Genomic DNA, 16,803 nt, shown 5'->3' with positions numbered 1-16,803 from the left:
TGCGCGCCGCGGACAGCAACGCCAGGGGGCGGAGGAATGAGCAGTACCACCAGCGGCAGATCCACGGGCTCCGGAGGACCCACCTTCGACCCGTACGACAACACGCCCGAGCTGATCCCCCTGCGTTCGGCCGCGCAGGCCGGCCACTGGCCCGCCGTCCGGGCCTACATCGCGGGCCTCGACTCCGTCGAGAAGGTCTGCTCGGCCTCCTCCCTCCTCGCCGACATCGCCGGCGTCGAGAACTTCCTGGAGCGGGCGGTCGCCGAACTGCCCGGCGACCCGCTGCCGCGCACGCTGCTCGCCCACCGGTACGTCTACATCGGCTGGGACATCCGCAGCAGCTCCCGCGCGCAGTACGTCTCGCGGGAGCAGTTCGACCAGTTCCACGCCTGGCTGCGCCGGGCCGAGCAGATCCTGATCGAGGTGTGCGCCGAGCAGCCGGCGTACGCACCCGCCTGGGTCGTCCGGCTGATCACCGTGCGCGGTCTGGAGCTGGGACAGGCCGAGGCGCGCCGCCGCTACGACCGGCTGTCCGCCCACCACCCGCACCTCTACCACGCGCAGACGCAACTGCTGCAGCAGGTCTGCCCCAAGTGGGGCGGCTCCTGGGACGCGGCGCACGGCTTCGCCCGGGAGTGCGCGACCGCCGCGCCCGACGGCTCGACCGCCGGTGCCCTGGTCGCGCTCGCCCACATCGAGCACTGGCTGGACCTGGAGAGCACCGAGCGCGGGGCCTACCTGCGGGGTCTGCCGGTCCGCGACGACCTGCGGTTCGCCGCCCAGGTCTCGGTGCTGCACCCGGCCCACCGTCCCAGCTGGAACTCGATCGGGGCGCACAGCGCGTTCGCGTTCGCCTTCTCGCTCGGCGGTCACTTCGCGGACGCGGCCCCGCACTTCGCCTTCCTCGGCGACCGCGCCTCGGAGTCCCCGTGGGACTACCTGAGCGACCCGAAGGCCTCGTTCCTGAAGTTCCGCAAGTCCGCGACGGAAGCCTGAGGGGGCCGGGACACATGACCACCGAACTGCACGACCACAACGGCCTCGCCGTCCTCGACGGCCTGATCTCCCACACCACCACCCAGGGCGTCCCCACCCTCTACGCCCCGTCCTCCGGCAACGAGATCACCGCCGGTCTCTTCTTCCGGGTGGGCCGCGCCGACGAGACCCTGGCCACCGCCGGCATCACCCACCTCGTCGAGCACCTCGCCCTGCACCGCCTCGGCCTGTCCGACCTGCACTACAACGGCGCGACGGCGAACGCGTACACCCTCTTCCACGTCACCGGCAGCGAGGAGGAGGTCGTCGCCCACCTCAACACCGTGTGCGCGGGCCTGCGGGACCTGCCGATGGACCGGCTGGAGACCGAGAAGGAGATCCTGCGCACGGAGGCGGCGGGCCGCGGCAGCGGCCCCTTCTCCCAGCTCCCGCTGTGGCGGTACGGCGCCCAGGGCTACGGCCTGTCCAGTTACAACGAGCTCGGCACCTGGAGCCTGACGCCCGATCAGGTACGGCAGTGGGCGCAGACCCGGTTCACCCGGGACAACGCGGTGCTGTGGATCACCAGCGGCCGCGTGCCGGAGGGCCTGGACCTCACCCTGCCCGAGGGCCGCCGCTTCCCGGCGCCGGCCGCGACCAGCGCGCTGCCCGTCACCCCGGCCCACATCCACGGCGACGACGGCCACGTCGTCTTCACCTCGGTGCTGCGCCGCTCCACCGCGGCCTCCGTCTTCGCGGACGTCCTCGGCCGGGCCCTCTTCCAGGACCTGCGCCAGGAGGGCGGCTACTCCTACTCGGCGGAGGCCGACTACTCCCCGCGCGACGCCGACTTCGCCACCCTCACCGCGTACGCCGACTCGCTCCCGCAGAAGCAGGACGCGGTGATCGGCGGCTTCGTCGACGCCCTCGCCCGCCTGCGCGCGGGCCGCATCGACCAGTCCGAACTGGACTCCGTCCGCACCAAGTTCCTCAAGATGTACGACGCCCCCGACCTGGGGGCCGCCTCGCTCCCGTCGTACGCGCTGAGCCTGCTGCTCGGTCACCAGATCCTCTCCCCCGAACAGCACAGGGCCGAGCTGAACGCGGTGACCCTCGCCGACCTGCACGAGGTCGCCCGCGAGGCCTGGGACGGCGGTCTGCTCCAGGTGCCGGGCCGGGGCGTCGACTGGGCCGGCTTCACCCTGGCCCCCCAGTTCTCCACGACGGCCGTCACCGGCACGCGGCACCAGTCCCTGGAGAACGAACAGGTCACCCTGATCATCGGCACCGAGGGCGTCACCCTCACCACGCCCAAGGGCCCGATCACCGTCCGCTACGACGCCTGCGCCGCCATGACCGCCCGCCCCGACGGCGCCCGCGCCCTCACCGGCCACGACGGTTTCGCCATCACCGTCGAACCGACCCTCTACCACGGCGTCACCCCGGAACGCATCGCCTTCCTGGACGCGGCCGTACCGGCGGCGGCGGTGGTACGGATGCCGGCCCGCGAACCGGACCAGATCCCACAACCCCGCAAGCGGACCGCCACCCCACAGCCCTCCGGCACCGGCCGCCCGACCTGGGCCTGGACCCTCGCCCTCTGGCTGGTCGGCCTCCTCGCCGCGATCTGGGGCCTGCTGTGCGCCGTGATCACAGCCGAAGAGGCAAGCGCCGCAACCCCGGAGTGGGACGTGGTGACAGGCGTATGGGCCCTGGAAATCCCCCTGGCCCTGATGACCTGGAAGCTCTACCAGGCCCGCAAACGCCGAAGGGGCTGACGAGGGGAAGGGGGGCGCCGGGGCGAACGGGACGCCCCCGGATCGCCGAAGGCGATCAAGCGGCGCGGGGCTGTACCCGTATGCGGCTCCGCCGCCTGGGCGCGACCAGCCCCCACACACCCGCACCCGCACAGCACCCCGTCCCCCCACCCCCGTAGGCGCCCCACCCCCGTGAGGAACTACTCCACCGTGACGGACTTCGCCAGGTTCCGCGGCTGGTCCACCTCGTTCCCCCGAGCCGTAGCCAACTCGCACGCGAACACCTGCAGCGGCACCGTCGCCACCAACGGCTGCAGCAACGTCGGCGTGACAGGGATCCGCACGAGGTGGTCGGCGTACGGCACGACCGCCTCGTCCCCCTCCTCCGCGATCACGATCGTCCGCGCTCCCCGAGCCCGGATCTCCTGGATGTTGGACACGATCTTGTCGTGCAGCACGGACCGCCCCCGAGGCGACGGCACGACCACGACCACCGGCAGATCCTCCTCGATGAGCGCGATCGGCCCGTGCTTCAGCTCGCCCGCCGCGAAGCCCTCGGCGTGCATGTACGCCAGCTCCTTCAGCTTCAGCGCACCCTCCAGCGCCACCGGGTAGCCCACATGCCGCCCGAGGAACAGCACGGTGTTCTTGTGGGCGAGCGACCGGGCCAGCTCCCGCACCGGCTCCATGGTCTCCAGCACCCGCTCGACCTGACCGGAGATCTGCGCGAGGTCCCGGATGACGGCCCGGATCTCGTCACCCCACTTGGTGCCGCGCACCTGACCGAGATAGAGAGCGACCAGATAACACGCCACCAACTGCGTCAGGAAGGCCTTCGTCGACGCGACGGCCACCTCCGGCCCGGCGTGCGTGTACAGCACCGCGTCCGACTCGCGCGGGATCGTCGAACCGTTGGTGTTGCAGATCGCCAGGACCCTGGAGCCCTGCTCACGGGCGTGCCGCAGCGCCATGAGCGTGTCCATGGTCTCGCCGGACTGCGAGATCGCGATCACCAGGGTCTGCGGGTCCAGGATCGGATCCCGGTAGCGGAACTCGCTCGCCAGCTCCACCTCGCACGGGATCCGCGTCCAGTGCTCGATGGCGTACTTGGCGATCATCCCGGCGTGGAAGGCCGTACCGCAGGCGATGACGACGACCTTGTCGACCTCCCGCAGCGCCCCCGGAGGGATCCGCACCTCGTCCAGCGTCAGCGAGCCGGCCGCGTCGATGCGCCCCAGCAACGTATCGGCGACCGCCTTGGGCTGTTCGGCGATCTCCTTGAGCATGAAGTAGTCATAACCCCCCTTTTCCGCGGCTGACGCGTCCCAGTCGACGTGATACGACCGCACGTCCGCCGGACGCCCGTCGAACCCGGTCACGGTCACGCCGTCGCGCCGCAGCTCCACCACCTGGTCCTGCCCCAGCTCGATCGCCGACCGCGTGTGGGCGATGAACGCGGCGACGTCCGAGGCGAGAAAGGCCTCGCCCTCTCCAACGCCCACCACGAGCGGCGAGTTCCGCCGCGCGCCGACCACCACGTCCGGTTCGTCCGCATGCACCGCGACCAGCGTGAACGCGCCCTCCAGCCGCCGGCACACCAGCCGCATCGCCTCCGCGAGGTCGGCCGTGGCGGAAAACTCCTCGGCGAGCAGATGGGCCACGACCTCGGTGTCGGTCTCGGACACCAACTCGTGTCCGCGCTCGGCGAGTTCGTCCCGCAGCACCGCGAAGTTCTCGATGATCCCGTTGTGCACGACGGCGACCCGCCCCGCGTTGTCGAGATGAGGGTGGGCGTTCGCGTCCGTCGGACCACCGTGCGTGGCCCACCGCGTGTGCCCGATGCCCGTCGTCCCGGTCGGCAGCGGCCGGTCGCTGAGCTCCTTCTCCAGATTGACGAGCTTGCCCGCCTTCTTCGCCGCGGCGAGCCCCCCGTCCGCCGGCACGGCGACACCCGCCGAGTCGTATCCCCGGTACTCGAGTCGCTTCAGCCCGGCCATCACGACCTCGAGCGCCGACTGCGACCCCACGTATCCCACGATTCCGCACATGCGCGGCAGCCTACGACCGAATCACGCTCCGAAAGGGCCTTCGCGTGCCCGAATTCGGAAATTCCCGCGCCTGTACGAGCCCAACAACCGCACCCGCCCGGCGTGACGGACCCCACCCGCCATCCCGTTCAAACTCCGTTAACAATGGACTGTGATCTCTCCGGTCTCCCCGATGCCCCGGAGCGCCCACCGGCACCGGCCGGAGGCGACTCCCTACGTCGACCTCACCCGCAGCGAGTGGAGCGCGCTGCGCGACAAGACACCGCTGCCCCTGACCGCCGACGAGGTCGAGAAGCTCCGCGGCCTCGGCGACGTCATCGACCTCGACGAGGTCCGGGACATCTACCTCCCGCTGTCCCGCCTCCTCAACCTCTACGTCGGCGCCACCGACGGCCTCAGAGGCGCGCTCAACACCTTCCTGGGCGAACAGGGTTCCCAGTCCGGCACACCGTTCGTCATAGGCGTCGCGGGCTCGGTGGCGGTGGGCAAGTCCACCGTCGCCCGCCTTCTCCAGGCCCTGCTCTCCCGCTGGCCGGAACACCCCCGCGTCGAACTGGTCACCACCGACGGCTTCCTGCTCCCCACCAAGGAACTGGAAGCCCGCGGCCTGATGTCGCGGAAAGGTTTCCCCGAGTCCTACGACCGGCGCGCACTCACCCGCTTCGTGGCCGACATCAAGGCCGGCAAGGACGAGGTGACGGCCCCCGTCTACTCCCACCTGATCTACGACATCGTCCCCGACCAGCGGCTCACGGTCCGCCGCCCCGACATCCTGATCGTCGAGGGCCTGAACGTCCTCCAGCCCGCCCTCCCCGGCAAGGACGGCCGCACCCGCGTCGGCCTCGCCGACTACTTCGACTTCAGCGTGTACGTCGACGCGAGCGCCGAGGACATCGAGCGCTGGTACCTCAACCGGTTCAAGAAGCTGCGCCAGACCGCCTTCCAGAACCCGGACTCGTACTTCAGGAAGTACACCCAGGTGTCCGAGGACGAGGCCCTCGCCTACGCCCGCACCCTCTGGCGCACCATCAACAAGCCCAACCTGGTCGAGAACATCGCCCCCACCCGCGGCCGCGCCACCCTGGTCGTCCGCAAGGGCCCGGATCACAAGGTGCAGCGGCTGAGCCTGCGCAAACTGTGACGGCTACCCTGCCCCCATGCTGCACCTGCGCCTGATCACACCGCCGGAGAAGACCGACGACGTGGTCCGCCTGATCGAGAACACCGTGGGCACCACCCACCTGGTGGTGCTGCCGGGCGCCGCCCGCAACCCGGCCGGTGACGTCGTCCTGTGCGACGTGGCCAGGGAGGCGGGCGACGAACTCCTCACCGGTCTGCAGCACTTGGACCTGGACAAGAGCGGCTCGATCGCCGTCGAGAACATCGACCTGTCGCTGTCCAGGCGCGCCGACAAGGCCGAGGCCGAGGCGCCGGGAGAGGGCGCCGACGCGGTCCTGTGGGAGCACCTGACGGACGCGACCCACGAGGAGTCGACCCTCTCCGTCACCTATGTCGCGTTCATCACCCTGGCGACGATGATCGCGGCCTGCGGCGTGGTGCTCGACAACGCGATCCTGATCGTCGGGGCCATGGCGGTGGGCCCCGAGTTCGGCCCGCTGGCCGGCATCTGCACCGCGGTGGTGCAGCGGTCCCCGCGTCTGGCCCTGCGCTCCCTGATCGCCCTGCTGGTGGGCTTCGCGGTGGCGATGGCGGTGACGGCGGGCTTCAGCCTCTTCATGGACGCCGTGGGCCTCTTCACCAAGGAGCAACTGGAGGCGGACCGACCGAACACGGGCTTCATCTACGCCCCCGACTGGTTCTCCTTCGTCGTGGCGGTCCTGGCCGGAGCCGCCGGCACCCTCTCCCTCACCTCGGCGAAGTCGGGTGCCCTGGTCGGCGTGGCCATCTCGGTGACCACGGTCCCGGCCGCCGCCAACGCGGCCGTGGCCCTGATCTACGCGGACACCAACCAGACCCTGCGCTCCTCGGAACAGCTTCTGCTGAACCTCCTGGGCATCATCCTGGCAGGCACATCGACGTTGCTGCTCCAGAAGTGGCTCTGGAGACGGCAACGCGCCAAGGGGCGCTAGGACAGCGCCCCTCAGCGGCGGGGGCTGTGCTCATGTGCGGCTCCGCCGCGTGGCCGCGAGGAACACGACGAACCCGCGGCCCACGACGCACAGAACCCCGAGCCCGAGCCCGGCCCTGCTCCTAACCCAGCGCGGACTTCACGGCGTCGGCCAACCGCCCGGCAACAGAACGAGCCTGGTCGATGTCGGCAGCCTCGACCATCACCCGCACCAACGGCTCGGTCCCCGACGGCCGAAGCAGAACCCGCCCGGTGGAGCCAAGCTCCTGCTCCGCCTCGCCGACGGCAGACGCCAGCTCGGCCGAGTCCCCGACACGGGCCTTGTCGACGTCGGGCACATTGATCAGCACCTGAGGCAGCCGCTCCATCACGGAGGCCAGCTCCCGCAGGGACCGCCCCGTCTCAGCGACGCGCGCCGCCAGCATGAGCCCCGTCAGGGTGCCGTCACCCGTGGTCGCGTGATCGAGGATGATCACGTGCCCGGACTGCTCACCGCCGAGCGCGTACCCGTGCTGCTTCATCTCCTCCAGCACATACCGGTCGCCGACGGCGGCCTGGACGAGCTGGATCCCCTCCCGCTCCATGGCCAGCTTGAAGCCGAGGTTGGACATGACGGTCGCGACCACGGTGTCCGAGCGCAGCACGCCCCGCTCCCGCATCGCCAGCGCGAGCACGGACAGAATCTGGTCGCCGTCGATCTCCTCGCCGGTGTGGTCCACGGCGAGACAGCGGTCCGCGTCACCGTCGTGCGCGATGCCGAAGTCGGCCCCGTGCTCGACGACGGCGGCCTTCAGCTTCTCCAGATGCGTGGAGCCGCAGCCGTCGTTGATGTTGAGCCCGTCCGGCGACGCACCGATGGTGACGATCTCCGCGCCGGCCCGCGTGAACGCCTCCGGCGAGACCCGGGCGGCAGCGCCGTGCGCCTCGTCGAGGACGATCTTCAGCCCGTCGAGCCGGTTCGGCAGGACGGCGATGAGGTGGGCGACGTACCGGTCGAACCCCTCGTCGTACGAGCGCACGCGTCCGACGGCCGCGCCGGTCGGCCGCTCCCACGGCTCACCGTGCCGGTGCTCGTCGTAGACCGTCTCGATCTTGTCCTCGAGCTCGTCGGCGAGCTTGTGGCCGCCGCGGGCGAAGAACTTGATGCCGTTGTCGGGCATGGCGTTGTGGCTGGCGGAGAGCATCACGCCGAGGTCGGCGCCGAGCGCGCCGGTCAGGTACGCGACGGCCGGGGTGGGCAGCACACCGACCTTCAGCACGTCCACGCCGGCGCTCGCCAGGCCCGCCACCACGGCCGCCTCCAGGAACTCCCCGGACGCGCGCGGGTCCCGTCCCACGACCGCCACCGGCCGGTGGCCCGCGAAGGTGCCCGCCTCGGCCAGCACATGCGCCGCCGCCACGGACAGACCGAGCGCCATCTCGGCCGTCAGATCCGCGTTGGCGACACCGCGCACGCCGTCCGTGCCGAAGAGTCGTCCCACTTGTCCTCCTGAGGAAGCGTCAGTTTCGAAAGCCGTGCGGCGCGTCGGTTGATCAGCGGCGGCTCCCGCATCCAGGCATTTGATGCCCTGAACATCCGATCACACAAGCCTTTGAGCACCTTGTGCCGTTATACGCCCACGACTGCGAGAAAACGAACGCCCCGACGGCACTGTGGCGTGCCGCCGGGGCGTTCGGAGTACGACGTTCGAGCGATCAGGCCCGCGACGTACGAGCAGGCAGCGAGGCTTAGCGCTTGCTGTACTGCGGAGCCTTGCGGGCCTTCTTCAGACCGGCCTTCTTCCGCTCGACCGCGCGGTCGTCGCGGCGGAGGAAGCCGGCCTTCTTCAGCGGACCGCGGTTGTTGTCGACGTCCGCCTCGTTCAGCGCGCGGGCGACACCGAGACGGAGCGCACCGGCCTGACCGGAGACACCGCCACCGGCGATGCGGGCGACGACGTCGTAACGGCCCTCGAGCTCGAGAACCTTGAACGGCTCGTTGACTTCCTGCTGGTGCACCTTGTTCGGGAAGTAGTCCTCGAGGGTGCGACCGTTGATCTTCCACTTGCCGGTGCCCGGGACGATCCGGACGCGGGCGATGGCGTTCTTGCGGCGGCCCAGGCCGGCGGCCGGCTGGGGCTCGCCGAAGCGGGAGGCCAGGGACTCCGAGGTGTACTCGCCCTCGACGGGGACCTCGGACTCGGTGGTGTAGCTGTCGATGTCAAGCTCTTCGAGCGGCTGCTCGGCAGTGGTCTCGGCCACGGTGATTCCTCAGATTCTCTTGGCTTGGTTTGGTCTGGCCGGTGTTACTGCGCGACCTGGGTGATCTCGAACGGCTGCGGCTGCTGCGCGCCGTGCGGGTGCTGGTCACCCTTGTAGACCTTCAGCTTCGAGAGCATCTGACGGCCCAGCGAGTTCTTCGGGAGCATGCCCTTGACGGCCTTCTCGATGGCCTTCTCCGGGTTCTTGTCGAGCAGCTCGTCGTAACGGACGGAGCGCAGACCACCCGGGTAGCCGGAGTGGCGGTACGCCATCTTCTGGGTCCGCTTGTTGCCGGACAGGTGCACCTTGTCGGCGTTGATGATGATGACGAAGTCACCGGTGTCGACGTGAGGGGCGTAGATCGGCTTGTGCTTGCCGCGCAGGATGGAGGCGGCAGTGCTGGCGAGACGGCCCAGGACAACGTCCTGAGCGTCGATGACGTGCCACTGGCGCGTCACATCGCCGGGCTTGGGGCTGTACGTACGCACGGTTCGTAGCCTTCGCTTCGAGTGAGTGGTCCTGACAAGGTCACCGAAGACGATCACGACAGCCCAGACCGCACTGCGGTGACGCAAACCGCGTGCTGGTCGCTGGTCATCGGCCCGGTGGACCGGTGTAAGGGCCCGTCCCGTGAGAATGAGCAAGCCAATACACAACGAAGATGCAGGATACCCGCGCCGCCGGGGCCGGGTCAAAACGGGTCCGCCCCGACCGCGGCGGAGGATGTCCGCAGCTGAGGTGGCCCGCGCCACACGGACCGCCCGCACGGACGGACGCCGCCGCACGCCCCCACCACCGCGGCCAGGGAGAACGCCGCACCAAGCACCCGGAGATGCGATGTTTGCCCGCACTCATCCCTGGAACGCGAGGGGCTCCGGCGTTGGCCGAGACGGAACAGCACAGCGCTTGCCACGTCTAAGATGCGGCCCATGAGCTATGGGCAGGGGGGACCTCAGTCCCAGTGGGATCCGTGGAAACCGAACTCCCAGCAGCCGTGGAGCAGCGGCGCCACGGACCAGACGCCGGACTGGGCCGCGCTGGCCGAGGCGTCCGAGACGCGTAACAAACGCCGTCGGCTGCTGTTCATAGGCGGGGGCGCGCTCGCGACGATCGGGATCGGCGCCGCCGTCGCCATGGCCGTGGTGTCGGCGGACGGCGACGACAAGACGAACCGTCCGACCTCCTCGCTGCCCGCGTCCGCCGACCTGCCCAGCGCGTCCTCCACCCCCTCCTTCGCCCCGACCAGCGCCCCGCCGCCGCTGGACCCGAAGGAGTTCGTCTCCAGCAAGAACAAGGACACCGCGCCCAACGGCCCGGACCTGCTCTTCCCGGGCACACAGCTGACGATGGAGTCGGCCGTCTACAAGAAGGCCGCGAAGGCCGACACCACGAACTGCTCCACCGGCGTCCAGGGCAGCCTGCCCAAGGTCCTGACCGCCAACGACTGCACCCGCCTGATGCGCGTCACGTACACCAGGGACGGCATCGCGGTGACGGTCGGCGTGGCCGTCTTCGACACCGAGGCGCAGGCCCTCAAGGCCAAGGAGCAGGCCGACAAGAACAGCTTCGTGAAGGCCCTCGCCGGCAACGGCGTCAAGGCCTTCTGCAACGGCGCCGTCTGCCGCTCGACGACCAACTCCTACGGCCGCTACGCCTACTTCACCATCGCCGGCTTCACCAACGGCAAGGACGTGACCACGAAGGACACGCAGGTCTTCACCACCGGTGACGACCTCGCCGAGTTCGCGTTCACGCAGATCCGCCGCCGCGGCGAGACTCAGGCGTCGGCCGCGGCGAGCCAGTGATCCCGGAGGCCGTCCGGCGTCAGCAGCACCCGGCCGCACCGGGCAGCGTCCGCTTGTTCCGCGCCTCCTTGTTGCGGGCGGCCAGCAGCTCGTCGGCCGGGTAGCCGACCTCCTCCAGCGTCAGCCCGTGCGGCCGTACGACGTGCACCGCCGAGTCCCGTACGCCCGCGGCGAGCACCTTCCCCGGCCAGTCCGGGGGGCGGTGCCCGTCCCCCACGAACAGCAGCGCCCCGATGAGCGAGCGCACCATGTTGTGGCAGAAGGCGTCGGCCCGCACGGTGGCGGTGATGATGCCGTCGGCGCCCTTCTCCAGGCTCAGCTGCTGCAGCGTGCGAATGGTGGTCGCCCCCTCCCGCCGCTTGCAGTAGGCGGCGAAGTCGTGCTCGCCGAGCAGCCGCCGGGCCGCCTCGTTCATGGCGTCGACGTCGAGGGGCCAGTCGTGCCAGAGGACGTGGTTGCGCAGCAGCGGATCGACCCCGCCGGGGTTGTCGGTGACCCGGTACGCGTACCGCCGCCAGACCGCCGAGAACCGCGCGTTGAAGCCGCTGGGCGCCTCCCTGAGCGCCCAGACCCGCACGTCCCTGGGCAGCCGCCCGGCGAGGCGCTTCAGCAGCTTCTCGTGGTGCTCACGCCAGACCGTCTCCGGCAGATCGACATGGGCGACCTGCCCCCGCGCGTGCACCCCGGCGTCCGTCCGCCCGGCCACGGTCAGCTCGTACGTCTCCCTGGACCGGGTGACGGTCCGCAGGGCGTCCTCGATCTCCCCCTGCACGGTCCGCCGTCCCCCGGCCTGCTTGGCCCACCCGGAGAACTCGGTCCCGTCGTAGGAAAGATCCAGCCGCACCCGCACGAACCCGGGCTGTACTTCGTCACTCACCCCTGGATCCTCTCAGCACTGTCCGCTACGAAAACGTGGAACGGGCCCGCCCCGAAGGGCGGACCCGTTCACTGCGAGGCAGAGCCTCAGGCGTCCTTGGACTCCTCGGCGGGAGCCTCGTCGGCCTTGGCGTCCTCGACCGGGGTCTCCTCGGCCTTGGTCTCCTCGACCTTGGCCTCCTCGGCCTCCTTGACCGCACGCTTCGTCGCGGCCTCGGCCTCACCGGTCGCCTGCTGCGCCACCGTCAGCGCCTCGACCAGCTCGATGACGGCCATGGGCGCGTTGTCGCCACGGCGGTTACCGATCTTGGTGATGCGGGTGTAGCCACCCGGACGGTTCTCGTAGCGCGGGCCGATCTCGGTGAAGAGCGTGTGGACGACGCTCTTGTCCGTGATGACCTGGAGCACCTGACGGCGGTTGTGAAGGTCGCCCTTCTTCGCCTTGGTCACCAGACGCTCGGCGTACGGCCGCAGACGGCGGGCCTTCGCCTCGGTGGTGGTGATACGACCGTGCTCGAAGAGCGCCTTCGCGAGGTTCGCGAGGAGCAGCTTCTCGTGCGCGGCACTGCCGCCCAGACGGGCACCCTTGGTGGGCTTCGGCATTGTTCTTCTCCTGTGTGTCTGCCCCGGCCGTGTCAGGTACCGGGGTCAGTATCCGAGCGGGCGGTTGCCCGTCGGAGATCCGGGAGCAGCCCCGAAGGGGCGCTCCCGGAAGGCGCGGGGCTGTATCGGTATGCGGCTCCGCCGCGTGGGCGCGACCAGCCGCAACCGGCCCGCAGACGCAGTACGGCCTCCCCGCGGAGCGCTCAGTACTGCTCGGTCTCCACGAAGCCGGCGTCCGCGTCGTCGTCCGCGCCGAAGGCGTCCGCCGCGGCGGTCGGGTCGAATCCGGGCGGGCTGTCCTTCAGGGCCAGGCCCATGCCGGCCAGCTTCGCCTTGACCTCGTCGATGGACTTCGCACCGAAGTTACGGATGTCCAGGAGGTCGGCCTCGGAGCGAGCGACGAGCTCACCCACGGAGTGGATGCCCTCACGCTTGAGGCAGTTGTACGACCGAACGGTGAGCTCGAGCTCCTCGATCGGCAGCGCCAGGTCGGCGGCAAGGGCGGCGTCCGTGGGGGACGGGCCCATGTCGATGCCCTCGGCGTCGATGTTGAGCTCGCGGGCGAGACCGAACAGCTCGACCAGGGTCTTGCCGGCGGAGGCCATGGCGTCACGCGGACGCATCGCCTGCTTGGTCTCGACGTCGACGATCAGCTTGTCGAAGTCGGTGCGCTGCTCGACACGCGTGGCCTCGACCTTGTACGTGACCTTGAGAACCGGCGAGTAGATCGAGTCGACCGGGATACGGCCGATCTCCTGACCCACCTGCTTGTTCTGCACGGCGGAGACGTAACCGCGACCGCGCTCGACGGTCAGCTCCATCTCCAGCTTGCCCTTGCCGTTGAGCGTGGCGAGGACGAGGTCGGGGTTGTGCACCTCGACACCGGCCGGGGGCGCGATGTCGGCGGCGGTGACCAGACCCGGGCCCTGCTTGCGCAGGTACATCACGACCGGCTCGTCGTGCTCCGAGGAGACGACCAGCTGCTTGATGTTGAGGATCAGGTCGGTGACGTCCTCCTTGACGCCCGGCACGGTGGTGAACTCGTGCAGGACACCGTCGATGCGGATGCTGGTGACAGCCGCACCGGGGATGGAGGACAGCAGGGTCCGGCGCAGGGAGTTGCCGAGGGTGTAACCGAAGCCCGGCTCCAGCGGCTCGATCACGAACCGGGAGCGGAACTCGTCGACGACCTCTTCGGTCAACGAGGGACGCTGAGCGATCAGCATGTGGTGATCAGATCCTTCATTCGTGGACGCCCGCTATTTGACGTCCGACGGAAACCGCACCCTGAGAGGTACGGGTACTGCAAGGGTACGGGCGGCACGACCCGAAAGAGCCGTACCGCCCGACTGCTATCAGTGGGGGGCAACCCCCACACCCCCGGCCGAAAAGCCCGGAGCCACAGCAAGTCCTTCAAGCGCTGGCGTCAGACGCGACGACGCTTCGGCGGACGGCAGCCGTACTGCGACATGTGGGGGATAACCCCCACACCCCCAGCCGGAAGCCGAGCCGTCGTGAGCCGGTGCGTCAGACGCGACGACGCTTCGGCGGACGGCAGCCGTTGTGCGGGGTCGGGGTGACGTCCTGGATGGAGCCGACCTCGAGGCCCGTGGCCTGCAGGGAACGGATCGCGGTCTCACGACCGGCGCCCGGGCCCTTGACGAAGACGTCGACCTTGCGCATGCCGTGCTCCTGGGCGCGGCGGGCAGCCGACTCGGCGGCCATCTGCGCGGCGAACGGCGTGGACTTGCGGGAACCCTTGAAGCCGACGTGGCCGGCGGAGGCCCACGAGATCACGTTGCCGGCCGGGTCCGTGATGGACACGATCGTGTTGTTGAACGTGCTCTTGATGTGCGCCTGGCCGTGCGCGACGTTCTTCTTTTCCTTGCGGCGCACCTTCTTGGCAGCGCCCTGACGTCCCTTGGGGGGCATCTACTAACTCCTACGGGGAGGTGGTCGGTCCTACAGCGAAGACCGCTGGACGGCGAGTCCGCTGCGGACTACTTCTTGCCCGGCTTCTTCTTGCCGGCGATGGCGCGACGCGGGCCCTTGCGGGTGCGGGCGTTGGTGCTGGTGCGCTGACCGCGGACGGGCAGACCGCGACGGTGACGCAGACCCTGGTAGCAGCCGATCTCGACCTTGCGGCGGATGTCGGCCTGGATCTCGCGACGGAGGTCACCCTCGGTCTTGATGTTGTTGTCGACGTACTCGCGGATGGCGACCAGCTGCTCTTCGGTCAGGTCGCGAACGCGGGTGTTCGGGTCGACGCCGGTCGCAGCCAGCGTCTCCTGCGAGAGGGTCCGGCCGATGCCGAACACGTAGGTGAGGGCGACCTCCACGCGCTTGTCGCGCGGGATGTCAACACCGGAAACGCGTGCCATTCAATGGCTCCTGGTGATCTTCGGAGGTCTTCCACAGAACCGGTTCCCAGCCGCCGTACCAGGTACGAACTGGGTCCCCGGCCTCCGAACCGGGGGTGTCAGGCAAGAAGAAACCCCGCCTGGGTCCTGCGTATGAACATATTCAGCTCGCGTCGCGCGAAGTCTCTGCGATATCGATGCAGAGGGTTGTGATCTCTGTGCGATCAGCCCTGGCGCTGCTTGTGGCGCGGGTTCTCGCAAATGATCATGACCCGGCCGTGACGGCGGATCACCCTGCACTTGTCGCAGATCTTCTTGACGCTCGGCTTGACCTTCATGGGATGTGAGGTTCTCCGGGTCAGTTGCCGGCAACCCCGTGCACAGGGAGGGCACGGGGCATGGGCAAGATCTACTTGTAGCGGTAAACGATCCGGCCACGCGTCAGGTCGTACGGAGACAGCTCCACCACGACCCGGTCGTCAGGGAGGATGCGGATGTAGTGCATACGCATCTTGCCGCTGATGTGTGCCAGGACCTGGTGGCCGTTCTGGAGCTCGACCTTGAACATGGCGTTCGGCAGAGACTCGACGACAGTGCCCTCGATCTCGATGGCACCTTGCTTCTTGGCCACGCTTCGCCCTTCGAATCGACTACCTTGATCGACTCCCGGGCTTTCCCGCTGGGGTAATCAGCGAGCGCATGCAGACATGCGGGTGCACAAGAGCCGACGAGTCAGTCTACGTCAGCGCACCCAGAAACACGAATCGGGAAAGCCTGCCCCATCGGGGAGATCATTAAGCAAAGGCGCCCGCCGAGTTCCGTGGTCGTGCGAGTGCGGGCCGCCGACGGCCGGTCGCGCAGTTCCTCGCACCCCTGACCGGCGTCGCCCTCCCCACCCGACCAGCCGAGGCACAGCTGCGCCGGCCTCCGACCGGCGGCGGTGGCGCAGGCCGTCAGCCCAGCGGGTCCGGTGCCGCCTCGATCCCGTGCTCCGCCAGCTTCGCCTTGCCCCCGTCGGGCGCCGTCAGCACCAGCGGGCCCTCTTCGGTCAGCGCGACCGAGTGCTCCCAGTGCGAGGACCAGGTGCCGTCCGTCGTGATGACGGTCCAGTCGTCCTCCAGGACCTCCGTCTTGGGGGTGCCCAGGGACACCATCGGCTCGATGGCCAGGCAGAAGCCGGGGACCAGCCGCGGGCCCTTGCCGCGGCGGCGGTCGACGTAGTTCAGCAGGTGGGGGTCCATGTGCATCTCGGTGCCGATGCCGTGGCCGCCGTAGTCCTCGACGATGCCGTAGCGGCCGCCGCCGGGCTTCGGCTGGCGGCGGATGTACGTCTCGATGGCACGGGAGACGTCGACGAGCCGGTTGCCCTGCTTCATGGCCGCGATGCCGGCCCACATCGACTCCTCGGTCACCCGGGAGAGCTCGATCAGCTCCGGGGCGTGACCGGAGCCGACGAAGGCGGTGTAGGCGGCGTCGCCGTGCCAGCCGTCGACGATCGCGCCGCAGTCGATGGAGATGATGTCCCCGTCCTTGAGGACGACCTCCTCGGAGGGGATGCCGTGGACCACCACGTCGTTCACGGAGGTGCAGATCGTCGCGGGGAAGCCGCCGTAGCCGAGGAAGTTCGACTTCGCGCCGTGCTCCGCCAGGACCTTGCGGGCGACCTCGTCCAGGTCCTTCGTCGTCGCCCCCGGCACCGCCGCTTCCCGCGTCGCCGCGTGGATGGCGGCGACGACAAGCCCCGCCGCACGCATCTTCGCGATCTGCTCGGGGGTCTTGATCTGCACCATGATGGGTTGCGCCTCCTGGCCACTGGTATCGCGGCGCTCCAGGATACGCGTACGTACAGACGTACGCCGAAACGGCCAGGCGCCGCCGCCGTTCCAGCACGGCACCATGGCGTACCGCCGTCGTCGATGGTCTTCTCGACGACGAAGGCGCTCGGCCGGGACTGGGCCAAGGAGATCGAAATCGCCCGCCGTCCGGACCTCTCCACCCGCTACGCCCAGGCGGAGAGCAATCTGGAGCATGAAGACCCGGACGTCGCGC

The 16,803-nt window shown here is 69.5% G+C and carries 17 protein-coding genes; 5 read left to right on the top strand and 12 right to left on the bottom strand.

The genetic code is table 11. The annotated features are described in order from the left end of the window. The first annotated feature begins 36 nt into the window (after positions 1–36). Positions 37–996 carry a hypothetical protein gene (locus tag ACPT94_RS11200; protein ID WP_360332185.1) on the top strand — a complete coding sequence of 320 codons (960 nt, stop codon included), beginning with the start codon at positions 37–39 and terminating at the stop codon, positions 994–996. A gap of 14 nt (positions 997–1,010) precedes the next feature. Continuing rightward, entirely contained in the window at positions 1,011–2,753 is a 1,743-nt protein-coding gene (locus tag ACPT94_RS11195; protein ID WP_425245735.1) for a M16 family metallopeptidase, read from the top strand. Between the two features lie 179 nt (positions 2,754–2,932). Here the strand turns inward: ACPT94_RS11195 and glmS are convergent, their stop codons facing one another. After that, positions 2,933–4,780, bottom strand: coding sequence for a glutamine--fructose-6-phosphate transaminase (isomerizing) (glmS, locus tag ACPT94_RS11190; protein WP_360332181.1), 1,848 nt, complete (start codon positions 4,778–4,780; stop codon positions 2,933–2,935). A 172-nt stretch (positions 4,781–4,952) separates the two neighbouring features. Between glmS and coaA the strand changes: the two genes are divergently transcribed. Beyond that, positions 4,953–5,921, top strand: coding sequence for a type I pantothenate kinase (gene coaA, locus ACPT94_RS11185; protein WP_360332178.1), 969 nt, complete (start codon positions 4,953–4,955; stop codon positions 5,919–5,921). 16 nt (positions 5,922–5,937) lie between these two features. Next, positions 5,938–6,870 carry a DUF389 domain-containing protein gene (locus tag ACPT94_RS11180; protein WP_360332176.1) on the top strand — a complete coding sequence of 311 codons (933 nt, stop codon included), beginning with the start codon at positions 5,938–5,940 and terminating at the stop codon, positions 6,868–6,870. A gap of 121 nt (positions 6,871–6,991) precedes the next feature. Here ACPT94_RS11180 and glmM read toward each other — a convergent pair whose 3' ends face one another. The 3 genes from glmM to rplM form a co-directional block, all read right to left on the bottom strand. Beyond that, entirely contained in the window at positions 6,992–8,350 is a 1,359-nt protein-coding gene (gene glmM / locus ACPT94_RS11175) for a phosphoglucosamine mutase (protein ID WP_360332174.1), read from the bottom strand. A 247-nt stretch (positions 8,351–8,597) separates the two neighbouring features. After that, complete coding sequence (gene rpsI / locus ACPT94_RS11170; protein ID WP_146463584.1) at positions 8,598–9,110, bottom strand: 30S ribosomal protein S9; 513 nt, start codon at positions 9,108–9,110, stop codon at positions 8,598–8,600. A 44-nt stretch (positions 9,111–9,154) separates the two neighbouring features. Next, positions 9,155–9,598, bottom strand: coding sequence for a 50S ribosomal protein L13 (gene rplM / locus ACPT94_RS11165; protein ID WP_137303147.1), 444 nt, complete (start codon positions 9,596–9,598; stop codon positions 9,155–9,157). A 441-nt stretch (positions 9,599–10,039) separates the two neighbouring features. On the opposite strand from rplM, the gene ACPT94_RS11160 reads away from it, so the two are divergent. Further along, positions 10,040–10,915 carry a hypothetical protein gene (locus tag ACPT94_RS11160; protein WP_360332170.1) on the top strand — a complete coding sequence of 292 codons (876 nt, stop codon included), beginning with the start codon at positions 10,040–10,042 and terminating at the stop codon, positions 10,913–10,915. Positions 10,916–10,934: 19 nt separating this feature from the next. On the opposite strand, the gene truA is transcribed toward ACPT94_RS11160, so the two are convergent. From truA to map, 8 genes are all read right to left on the bottom strand, one after another. Then, positions 10,935–11,792, bottom strand: a complete 858-nt coding sequence (gene truA / locus ACPT94_RS11155; protein WP_360332167.1) for a tRNA pseudouridine(38-40) synthase TruA — start codon at positions 11,790–11,792, stop codon at positions 10,935–10,937. 86 nt (positions 11,793–11,878) lie between these two features. Beyond that, on the bottom strand, positions 11,879–12,394 hold the full coding sequence (gene rplQ, locus ACPT94_RS11150) for a 50S ribosomal protein L17 (protein WP_360332164.1): 516 nt from the start codon (positions 12,392–12,394) through the stop codon (positions 11,879–11,881). A gap of 203 nt (positions 12,395–12,597) precedes the next feature. After that, complete coding sequence (locus tag ACPT94_RS11145; RefSeq protein ID WP_003966937.1) at positions 12,598–13,620, bottom strand: DNA-directed RNA polymerase subunit alpha; 1,023 nt, start codon at positions 13,618–13,620, stop codon at positions 12,598–12,600. A gap of 301 nt (positions 13,621–13,921) precedes the next feature. Then, positions 13,922–14,326, bottom strand: coding sequence for a 30S ribosomal protein S11 (gene rpsK / locus ACPT94_RS11140; protein WP_010354218.1), 405 nt, complete (start codon positions 14,324–14,326; stop codon positions 13,922–13,924). Between the two features lie 68 nt (positions 14,327–14,394). Then, positions 14,395–14,775 carry a 30S ribosomal protein S13 gene (rpsM, locus tag ACPT94_RS11135; protein WP_055632357.1) on the bottom strand — a complete coding sequence of 127 codons (381 nt, stop codon included), beginning with the start codon at positions 14,773–14,775 and terminating at the stop codon, positions 14,395–14,397. A gap of 203 nt (positions 14,776–14,978) precedes the next feature. Continuing rightward, positions 14,979–15,092 carry a 50S ribosomal protein L36 gene (rpmJ, locus tag ACPT94_RS11130; protein WP_004984509.1) on the bottom strand — a complete coding sequence of 38 codons (114 nt, stop codon included), beginning with the start codon at positions 15,090–15,092 and terminating at the stop codon, positions 14,979–14,981. 71 nt (positions 15,093–15,163) lie between these two features. Beyond that, the gene (gene infA, locus ACPT94_RS11125) at positions 15,164–15,385 is read right to left on the bottom strand and encodes a translation initiation factor IF-1 (RefSeq protein WP_003948620.1); all 222 of its coding nucleotides are present in this window, start codon (positions 15,383–15,385) and stop codon (positions 15,164–15,166) included. Between the two features lie 322 nt (positions 15,386–15,707). Then, complete coding sequence (gene map / locus ACPT94_RS11120; RefSeq protein WP_360332161.1) at positions 15,708–16,544, bottom strand: type I methionyl aminopeptidase; 837 nt, start codon at positions 16,542–16,544, stop codon at positions 15,708–15,710. Positions 16,545–16,803 lie beyond the last annotated feature (259 nt).

Origin of the sequence: Streptomyces aurantiaciflavus (assembly GCF_049808595.1) — a bacterium.
Lineage (GTDB): Bacteria > Actinomycetota > Actinomycetes > Streptomycetales > Streptomycetaceae > Streptomyces.
The sequence above is the reverse complement of the archived record's forward strand: the minus strand, read 5'-3'. Positions and strand labels throughout refer to the sequence as shown.

Coding starts and splice junctions, on each gene's coding strand:
- ACPT94_RS11180 (WP_360332176.1), top strand. CDS start 5,938: ATGCTGCACCTGCGCCTGATCACACCGCCGGAGAAGACCGACGACGTG.
- coaA (WP_360332178.1), top strand. CDS start 4,953: ATGCCCCGGAGCGCCCACCGGCACCGGCCGGAGGCGACTCCCTACGTC.
- rpmJ (WP_004984509.1), bottom strand. CDS start 15,092: ATGAAGGTCAAGCCGAGCGTCAAGAAGATCTGCGACAAGTGCAGGGTG.
- rpsK (WP_010354218.1), bottom strand. CDS start 14,326: ATGCCCCCCAAGGGACGTCAGGGCGCTGCCAAGAAGGTGCGCCGCAAG.
- rplQ (WP_360332164.1), bottom strand. CDS start 12,394: ATGCCGAAGCCCACCAAGGGTGCCCGTCTGGGCGGCAGTGCCGCGCAC.
- map (WP_360332161.1), bottom strand. CDS start 16,544: ATGGTGCAGATCAAGACCCCCGAGCAGATCGCGAAGATGCGTGCGGCG.
- rpsM (WP_055632357.1), bottom strand. CDS start 14,775: ATGGCACGCGTTTCCGGTGTTGACATCCCGCGCGACAAGCGCGTGGAG.
- ACPT94_RS11200 (WP_360332185.1), top strand. CDS start 37: ATGAGCAGTACCACCAGCGGCAGATCCACGGGCTCCGGAGGACCCACC.
- ACPT94_RS11160 (WP_360332170.1), top strand. CDS start 10,040: ATGAGCTATGGGCAGGGGGGACCTCAGTCCCAGTGGGATCCGTGGAAA.
- glmS (WP_360332181.1), bottom strand. CDS start 4,780: ATGTGCGGAATCGTGGGATACGTGGGGTCGCAGTCGGCGCTCGAGGTC.
- ACPT94_RS11195 (WP_425245735.1), top strand. CDS start 1,011: ATGACCACCGAACTGCACGACCACAACGGCCTCGCCGTCCTCGACGGC.
- ACPT94_RS11145 (WP_003966937.1), bottom strand. CDS start 13,620: ATGCTGATCGCTCAGCGTCCCTCGTTGACCGAAGAGGTCGTCGACGAG.